We start from the raw sequence: 9058 nt of genomic DNA, 5'->3' as shown, positions 1-9058 counted from the left end.
TCTTTGAATGCCGATTTCATTGGTCCAATTGCGACGTACGATTTACGCCACGGCATGTCGCATTCGGTCTTGCTTACCGCTTTCCCTTGCGGTCATTATTCTCCTCACAAGAAACAAGAAAAACGACCGCAGAGTCGAACCAACAGAGTGAGGAACTCAAAATGTCGAACGAACTGGAATTTCTTAGCCGGCGTGTCGCGTCGGGCAAACTGAGCCGTCGTGATTTTCTCGGCCGGGCGGCGGCGCTCGGTATCTCCGCGCCCTTCGCCAACTCGCTGCTTTCAAGCGCTGCACGCGCGGCAGGCCCGGTCAAGGGCGGCACACTGAAGGCCGGACTTGTCGGCGGCGAATCCACCAACAGCCTTGATCCGGCACTGTTCATGACTCAGGTGCCGTTCGCCTTCGGCAAGATGTGGGGCGAATTGATTGTCGAGCTTTCGCCGGAAGGCAAGCTCGAGAACCGCATCGCCGAGGAGATCGGCTCGTCGGACGACGCCAAGGTGTGGACGCTGAAGATCCGCGACGGCGTCGAATTCCACAACGGCAAGACAGTGACCGCCGAGGACGTGGCCGCCACACTTGAGCGCCATTCCGACGAGAAGTCGAAATCCGGCGCGCTCGGCTACATGAAAGGTATCGAGACCATCAAGGCCAGCGGCAAGGAAGTCGTGCTGACGCTGAAGGAGGCCAATGCCGATCTGCCCTATTTGCTCAGCGACTATCACCTGATCGTCCAACCAAATGGCGGCAAGGACAAGGCTGACGCAGGCATTTCGGCCGGTCCTTACAAGGTCACGACCAATGAGCCCGGTGTGCGCCATGGCGGCGAGCGTTTCGCCAATTACTGGCAGGGCGACAAGATGGGCCATGCCGACCAGATCGAGATCATCGTCATCAACGATGCGACGGCGCGCACGGCCGCCCTGCAGGGCGGCCAGGTCAACGTGATCAACCGCGTCGAGCCGAAGATCGTCGACCTGATCAAGCGCCTGCCGGGCGTCACCATCCGCAACCACGCGGGTCCTGGCCACTACGTGTTCATCATGCATTGCAACACGGCGCCGTTCGACAACGCCGATTTGCGCATGGCACTGAAGCTGGCCATCGACCGCGAGGAAATGCTGGACAAGATCCTGCGCGGCTACGGTTCGCTCGGCAACGACTTCCCGATCAATGCGTCCTATCCGCTGTTTACCGAGATCGAGCAGCGCAAGTACGATCCCGACAAGGCCAAGTTCCACTTCAAGAAGTCCGGCCACGACGGCGCCGTCCTGCTGCGGACCTCGGACGTCGCTTTCCCGGGCGCCGTCGATGCATCGCAGTTGTTCCAGCAGAGCGCGGCCAAGGCCGGCATTCAGATCGAGCTGAAGCGTGAGCCCGGCGACGGCTATTGGAACGAGGTCTGGAACAAGCAGCCCTTCTGCGCGTCCTACTGGGGCGGCCGCTCGACCCAGGACCAGATGTACTCCACCGCTTATCTGTCGACCGCCGACTGGAACGACACGCGTTTCAAGCGTCCTGACTTCGACAAGATGGTGCTGGCGGCGCGCGCCGAGCTCGACGAGACCAAGCGCAAGCAGATGTATCATGACATGGCTGTCCTGGTACGAGACGAGGGCGGCCTGATCCTGCCGATGTTCAACCAGTTCATCGACGCTACCGGCGCCAAGGTCGGCGGCTGGGTCGACGATCCGCATCAGGAGCTGATGAACGGCTACGCGCTGGCGAAGTGCTGGCTCGAAGCCTGAGCTTGGCCTTGCGGATATGTCCTCACCCATCTTGAAACTGGTGGCCCAGCGCGTTGCGCTGGGCATTCTGCTCTTGTTGGCCGTTTCGGTCCTGATCTTCGCCGGCACCCAGATCCTGCCCGGCGACGTCGCGCAAGCCATTCTCGGACAGTCGGCGACGCCGGAGTCGCTTGCCAATCTGCGCGAGCAGCTCGGACTCAACCAGCCAGCCTATCTCAGGTATTTTCATTGGCTGGGCGGCGTGCTGACCGGCGATCTCGGCACGGCCATGTCGAGCGGGCAGGACATCGCCACGTCGATCAAGGGACGGCTGTGGAACACGCTGTTCCTCGCCTTCTGGGCGGCGATCGTCGCCGTGCCGCTGGCGATCATCCTCGGCCTGATCGCGGTGCGCTACCGCAATGGCTGGGTCGACAAGCTGATCTCCGGGCTGGCGCTGGCCTCGACCTCGTTTCCCGAATTCTTCATCGGCTATGTGCTGGTCTATTTCTTCGCCGTGAAATGGCAGATCTTCCCCGGCATTTCGACCGTCTATGACGGCATGCCTTTTGGCGAACGGATGCAGGCGATCGCCTTGCCGGCGACGGCGCTGACGCTGGTCGTGCTCGCCCACATGATGCGCATGACACGCGCGGCGATCCTCAATGTCATGCAGTCGGCCTATGTCGAGACGGCGGAACTGAAGGGCCTGTCGGCTTTCAACGTCATCCGCAAGCACGCCTTCCCCAACGCCATCGCGCCGATCATCAATGTCGTCATGCTCAACCTCGCCTACTTGATCGTTGGCGTCGTCGTGGTCGAGGTGATCTTCGTCTATCCGGGCATGGGACAGTATCTGGTCGACCACGTCACCAAGCGAGATGTGCCGGTGGTGCAGGCGGTCGGCCTGATCTTCGCCGCCGTCTATATCAGCCTGAACATCATTGCGGACATAGCGGCGATCGTCGCCAATCCGCGTCTCAGACATCCGAAATAGGGGGGCGGATATGCTCGATATCAAACGCATCCCCATCCCCGCGCTGATCGGCATCGTGCTGACGGCATTGTTCGTGCTTGCGGCGGTCTTCGCCCCCTGGATCGCGCCGCACGGCAATGGCGAAATCGTCGGCGACGTCTGGGAACCGATGTCGGCTGCCCATTTGCTGGGCACCGACAATCTCGGCCGAGACCTGCTTTCGCGCATGATCTACGGCGCCCGCATCACTTTGTTCATCGCGGTGCTGGCCACCGCGCTGTCGTTCTCGCTCGGCGCCATTCTCGGCTTCTCGGCGGCCGTCTTCGGCGGCTGGTTCGACACGCTGCTGTCGCGCCTCGTCGATCTCTTGATGTCGATCCCGACGCTGATCATGGGTCTCGTCGTGCTGTCGGTGCTGCCGACCAATCTGGTGACGCTGATCCTGGTGATGGGCATTCTGGATTCGACCCGCGTCTATCGCCTGTCGCGCGCGGTCGCCGTCGACATCAACGTCATGGACTATGTCGAAGCGGCGAAACTGCGCGGTGAAGGCAGCGGCTGGATCATCTTCCGCGAGATCCTCCCCAACGCATTGTCGCCGCTGGTTTCCGAACTCGGTCTGCGCTTCATCTACGCGGTGCTGTTCCTGTCGACGCTGTCGTTCCTCGGCCTTGGCGTGCAGCCACCGGACGCCGACTGGGGCGGCATGGTCAAGGAAAACAAAGACGGCATCGTGTTCGGCATCGCGGCCGCACTCATCCCAGCGGGGGCGATCGCGCTGCTGGCGATTTCCGTCAACCTGGTTGCCGACTGGGTGCTCAACCGGACGACAAGCCTCAAGGGAGGACGCGGGTGATGGCCGACACCAAAGCGAAGCTCGGGCAACCGAAGTCAGGCCTGCTGCTCGACATCCGCAATCTGCGCATCGAGGCTACCGTCTTCCCGCCCGGCGAACCGCCGAAGAACATCGTGCTGGTGCACGATGTCTCGCTGACGCTCGAGAAGGGCAAGGTGCTCGGCCTGATCGGCGAATCCGGCGCCGGCAAGTCGACTATCGGCTTGTCGTCTATGGGCTACGGCCGCGGCGGCGTGCGCATCACAGGCGGCGAGGTGATCCTGAACGGCCGCGACATCCTCAAGGGCGGCAAGGACGGCTTCCGCAAATTACGCGGCCGCGAGGTCTGCTATGTCGCGCAGTCGGCGGCAGCGGCCTTCAACCCGGCGCACAGACTGATGGACCAGGTGGTGGAAGCCACCCTGCTGCACGGCACCGCGACACGCGCCGAGGCCGAGAAGCGCGCGGTTGCGCTGTTCAAGAAGCTCAGCCTGCCGAACCCTGAAACCATCGGCGAGCGTTTTCCGCACCAGGTTTCGGGCGGCCAGTTGCAGCGTGTGATGACGGCGATGGCCCTGTGCTCCGAGCCGGACCTGATCGTCTTCGACGAGCCGACAACGGCGCTCGACGTGACGACGCAGATCGACGTGCTGGCGGCGATCAAGGACGCCATCCGCGACACCCATGTCGCTGCGCTCTACATCACGCACGACCTTGCCGTCGTCGCCCAGGTCTCCGACGAGATCATGGTGCTGCGCCATGGGAGGCTGGTCGAATGGGGCGGCACAAGGCAGATCATCAAGGAGCCGCGCCAGGAATACACCAACGCGCTGGTCTCGGTGCATGAGATCGAACACCAGGAGCAGAAGCCCGGCACGTCGCCGTTCCTGTCGGTGAAGAACGTCACCGCCGCCTATGGCCGCAGCCATATCAAGGTGCTGAAGGACGTATCCGTCGACATCTATCCGGGCCAGACGCTGGCCGTGGTCGGCGAGTCCGGCTCCGGCAAGTCGACGCTGGCGCGCGCCATCACGGGACTTTTGCCACCCGAACAGGGTACCGTCACCTTCGACGGACGCGCGCTGGCCAACAGGCTGGCCGACCGGCCGAAGGAGGATCTGCGCCAGTTGCAGATGATCTACCAGATGGCCGATGTGGCGATGAACCCGCGTCAGACCGTCGGCACCATCATCGGCCGACCGCTGGAGTTTTATTTCGGCATGCGCGGCCGTGAGCGCGACAGACGCGTTGCCGAACTGCTCGACAAGATCGAGATGGGCAAGGGATTTTCCGACCGCTACCCGGCCGAGCTTTCCGGCGGCCAGAAACAGCGTGTCTGCATCGCCCGGTCGCTTGCCGCCAAGCCGAAGCTGATCATCTGCGACGAGGTGACCTCGGCGCTCGATCCGCTGGTGGCACACGGCATCCTCGAGCTGCTGCTGGAGCTGCAGAAGGAAGAGAACGTCGCCTATCTGTTCATCACGCATGACCTTGCCACGGTGAAGTCGATCGCCGATTCAATCGCGGTTATGTATCGCGGCGAGGTGGTGCGTTACGGCCCCAAGGGCAAGGTGCTGAGCCCGCCCTTCGACGCCTACACCGACCTGCTGCTCTCCTCGGTTCCAGAGATGGAAATCGGCTGGCTGGAAAAGGCAATCAAGGGACGGCGCATGGCCAGCGCGGGGAACTAAAGGGAACCAATACTGCCGGAAGAAAAAGGCAGGCGCTTCCCCTGGAAATTGTGTCAGACCAAGCTGCCACATAGGGGCGTCAGCGACCGTCATCCGGATGCAACACTAGAGCGCCACACGTCCTTCGGGACGAGCGCCGCTCGCACGACTTTTAAACAGGGGTAGGACATGAAAACTGAACTCGATTATCTCGCCGAACTCGCCGGTCACGGCCGGATATCGCGCCGTGCCTTTCTTGGGCGCGCCGCCGCGCTCGGCGTATCGGCGGCCATGATGCCGGCGCTGGCCGGCAAGGCATTTGCCCAGACGGCGGTGAAGGGCGGTATCATCAAGGCTGGCCTGCAGGGCGGGGAATCCACCAACAGCCTCGATCCGGCGCTGAATCTCAGCCAGGTAACCTTCAGCTTCGGCAAGCTTTGGGGCGAGTATCTTGTGCGCCTCACACCGGACAACAAGCTGGTCAACCTGATTGCCGAAGAGATTGGCGCCTCAGCCGACGCCAAGACATGGACGATCAAGATCCGCGATGGCATCGAGTTCCACAATGGCAAGACGGTCGGCGCGGAGGACGTTGCCGCCACCATCGAGCGCCATGCGGACGAGAAGTCCAAGTCCGGAGCACTCGGCATCCTCAAGAACATCAAGGGCGTCAAGGCGAGCGGCAAGGAAGTCATCGTCACGCTCGGCGACGCCGATGCCGACTTCCCTTATCTGATGGCCGACTACCATCTCGTCATCCAGCCGAATGGCGGCAAGGACGATCCGAATGCCGGCATCAGCGCCGGACCCTACAAGGTTAGCGTCAACCAGCCAGGCGTGCGCCATGGCGGCGAGCGTTTCGCCAATTACTGGCTTGGCGACAAGGCCGGCCATGCCGACCAGGTCGAGATCATCGTCATCAATGATGCGACCGCACGGCTTGCAGCTTTGCAAGGCGGCCAGGTGCACATGATCAACCGCGTCGAACCCAAGGTCGTCGATCTGGTCAAGCGCATCGCGGGCGTTTCCATCGAGAATGTCTCGGGCAAGGGCTACTATCCGTTCAACATGTTCTGCGACACCGCACCTTTCGACAGCAATGATCTGCGCATGGCGCTGAAGCTAGCCATGGACCGCGACGAGATGCTGGAAAAGATCCTGCGCGGCTATGGCTCGGTGGGTAACGACTTCCCGATCAACGAGGCCTATCCGCTGTTTTCCGCCGATATCGAACAGCGCAAGTTCGATCCGGACAAGGCGGCGGCAGCCTACAAGAAATCAGGCCACAGCGGCTCGATCGTGCTGCGCACCTCGGACGTCGCCTTCCCGGGCGCCGTCGATGCCGCACAGCTCTATCAGCAGTCCTGCGCCAAAGCCGGCATCAAGATCGAGATCAAGCGCGAACCCGGCGACGGCTACTGGTCGGAGGTCTGGAACAAGCAGCCTTTCTCGCTCTCCTACTGGGGCGGACGCGCCACGCAGGACCAGATGTATTCCACCGGCTATGTCTCGACCGCCGACTGGAACGACACGCGCTTCAAGCGGCCGGAATTCGACAAGATGCTGTTTACCGCGCGCGGCGAGCTCGACCAGGCCAAGCGCCAGGCGATCTACCACGATATGGCAGTGATGATGCGTGACGAAGGCGGGCTGATCGTGCCCTTCTTCAACCAGTTCATCGACGCGGCCGCCACCAACAAGATCGGCGGCTATGCCAAGAGCCCTATCGGCGAAATGATGGACGGCTACGCGCTTGCCGAGTGCTGGCTCAACGCTTGAGCGGACCCTGATCGGCCGATTTCATCTATCAGAACGCCGTGTGCCCGGGACGGCACACGGCGTTCCCGTTTCAACCGCCAACCGCATGGAGCAGCCCGTGGCGCTCAAATCCAAGCTTCTGCTGATCATCCTCGATGGCGTGCCTTACCGGAACTGGCGCCGGCTGATGGGCAATCTCGAAGGCTGGGTGCAATCGGGCGAGGCGCGCGTCTGGAAGATGCGCTCGGTGCTGCCGTCGACCTCGGCCTGCTGCTATGCCTCGATCCACACCGGGGTTTCGCCGCAGCTGCACGGGATTCTCTCCAATGAGAACCGTTTCCGCGTCGAGCAGCCCGATATCTTCTCCGAGGTCAGCAAGGCAGGCGGCAAGACGGGGGCGGTGACCCATTCCTACTGGTCGGAATTCTTCCGCGCCTTCCCGTTCGACCTGGTCGAGGGCATGGAATTCGACGAGCCAGGCGGGCCGATCACGCATGGCCGCTTCCACACCATGACCGGTTACAATCTCCGCAACCAGATGACGCCGAGCGATGTCGACCTGTTCGCGACGCTGACCATGCTGACGAAACGCCATGGCATCGACTACGGCATCCTGCACACCTGCACGCTGGATTCGATGGGACACCGCTTCGGCCACGACTGCCACGAGATGGACCATGCCGTCTATGCGATGGACGGCATGCTGGCCGCCTTCCTGCCACGCTGGATCGAAGCCGGCTATGAGGTGATCGTCACCGCCGATCACGGCCAGACCGATCGTGGCCATCACGGCGGCCATGACGACGAGATGCAGGATTTCGCGCTGTATTATTTTGGACAAGGCAAAGGGCCGGATGCGGACACACTACTCGACCAGCTGCAGCTCGCGCCGACGGTGCTGAGCCGACTGGGTGTTCCCGTGCCCGCGACGATGAAGGCGAAGTCTTTCTTGGAGTGAGAAGCGGTCCGCGAAGCTCTTCCCTTCTGCCCTTGTGGGAGAAGGAAGAGGCGCACCTCTGGCAACCTCCGCGCTCTTCGGTTAGCCTCCGCAAAATTCCTTGGCGGAGGATGAACCTTTTTGGGCCGATCAGCGACAGAGCAGACAGGAGCCAGGCGGCTCGACCGGCCATGACGGCAGCGACGGAGACCGATCGCGCGCTTGTCGACCGGGTCGCGAAGGGCGACCGAGCCGCCGTGCGGCTCCTGTTCATGCGTCACCACGCGCGGGTCTACCGCTTCGTGGCGCGCCAGACGGGATCGGAAATGATGGCCGACGATATCGCCAACGAAGTCTTCCTCGAGCTGTGGCGTCAGGCGCCCGGCTTCGAAGGGCGTTCCGAAGTCTCGACATGGCTGCTCGGCATTGCCCGTTTCAAGGCGCTGTCCTTTCTGCGCAAGAAAAAGGAAGACTGGATCGACGACGAGGCCGCCGCCGCAGTGCCCGACGGCGCCGACACACCGGAAGTCGTCACCATGAAGGAAGACAAGGCGGCCGCCCTGCGGCGCTTCGTCGACGCCTTGCCGGAAGAGCATCGCGCCGTCATCGATCTTGCCTATTATCACGGGCAGTCGGTGAGCGAGATCAGCGAGGTGCTCGACATTCCGGTCGCCACCGTCAAGACCCGGATGTTCTACGCCCGCAAGAAACTCGGCGAGGCTCTCAAGGCCGCCGGTTACGACAGGGGCTGGCCATGAGCGCCGCTGAAAAGATGTCGCGCCGCGACGAAATGGAAACGCTGCTGCCGTTCTACCTGAACGGCTCGCTGGAAGGTTCCGACCTGGAAGCGGTCGAGGAATGGCTGGCCAGCGATCCGGCCGCACTTGCCGCCCTTGGCGAGGCTGAAGCCGAATTCTCCGGCGCCACGGCCGCCAACGAAGCAATCCGGCCGCCGGCCGATGCGCTCAGCCGCTTTGCCAAGGCACTCGACGCCGAGGCCGGGCCTGCGCGCAAGCCGGCAGGATCGTCCTGGCTGGCGCAGGCCTGGGGCCGCTTCATGGCGGTGCCGGTCGGCGTCGCCTGGGCGGCAGCCGCGGTTCTGCTGGCTCTGGTCATGGTGCAGTCGTTTGTCGAACCCGGCGGAAAGGGCAATGA

7 protein-coding genes and 1 pseudogene are annotated in these 9058 nt (G+C 62.7%); all 8 read left to right on the top strand.

Annotated features, from left to right (window positions below; translation table 11 throughout):
• Positions 1-161: 161 nt before the first annotated feature.
• Complete coding sequence (locus tag EN991_RS12445) at positions 162-1748, top strand: ABC transporter substrate-binding protein (RefSeq protein ID WP_013528248.1); 1587 nt, start codon at positions 162-164, stop codon at positions 1746-1748.
• A gap of 16 nt (positions 1749-1764) precedes the next feature.
• Positions 1765-2724 (top strand): ABC transporter permease, encoded by a 960-nt coding sequence (locus EN991_RS12440; RefSeq protein WP_013528249.1) that lies wholly within the window; start codon positions 1765-1767, stop codon positions 2722-2724.
• Positions 2725-2734: 10 nt separating this feature from the next.
• Complete coding sequence (locus EN991_RS12435; protein ID WP_013528250.1) at positions 2735-3559, top strand: ABC transporter permease; 825 nt, start codon at positions 2735-2737, stop codon at positions 3557-3559.
• Positions 3559-5229 (top strand): ABC transporter ATP-binding protein, encoded by a 1671-nt coding sequence (locus tag EN991_RS12430; RefSeq protein WP_127368852.1) that lies wholly within the window; start codon positions 3559-3561, stop codon positions 5227-5229. Before EN991_RS12435 ends, EN991_RS12430 begins: the two co-directional genes overlap by 1 nt.
• 168 nt (positions 5230-5397) lie before the next feature.
• On the top strand, positions 5398-6987 hold the full coding sequence (locus EN991_RS12425) for an ABC transporter substrate-binding protein (RefSeq protein WP_024501943.1): 1590 nt from the start codon (positions 5398-5400) through the stop codon (positions 6985-6987).
• Positions 6988-7084: 97 nt separating this feature from the next.
• Entirely contained in the window at positions 7085-7924 is an 840-nt protein-coding gene (locus tag EN991_RS12420; RefSeq protein ID WP_127368851.1) for an alkaline phosphatase family protein, read from the top strand.
• A gap of 170 nt (positions 7925-8094) precedes the next feature.
• On the top strand, positions 8095-8661 hold the full coding sequence (locus EN991_RS12415; RefSeq protein ID WP_013528254.1) for a sigma-70 family RNA polymerase sigma factor: 567 nt from the start codon (positions 8095-8097) through the stop codon (positions 8659-8661).
• Positions 8658-9058 (top strand): annotated as a pseudogene (locus EN991_RS12410) (anti-sigma factor); the annotation flags it as partial. The gene EN991_RS12415 and the pseudogene EN991_RS12410, both read left to right, overlap by 4 nt.

It is taken from the genome of Mesorhizobium sp. M7A.F.Ca.US.005.03.2.1, from assembly GCF_003997795.1.
Classification (GTDB): Bacteria; Pseudomonadota; Alphaproteobacteria; order Rhizobiales; family Rhizobiaceae; genus Mesorhizobium; species Mesorhizobium ciceri.
The sequence above is the reverse complement of the archived record's forward strand: the minus strand, read 5'-3'. Positions and strand labels throughout refer to the sequence as shown.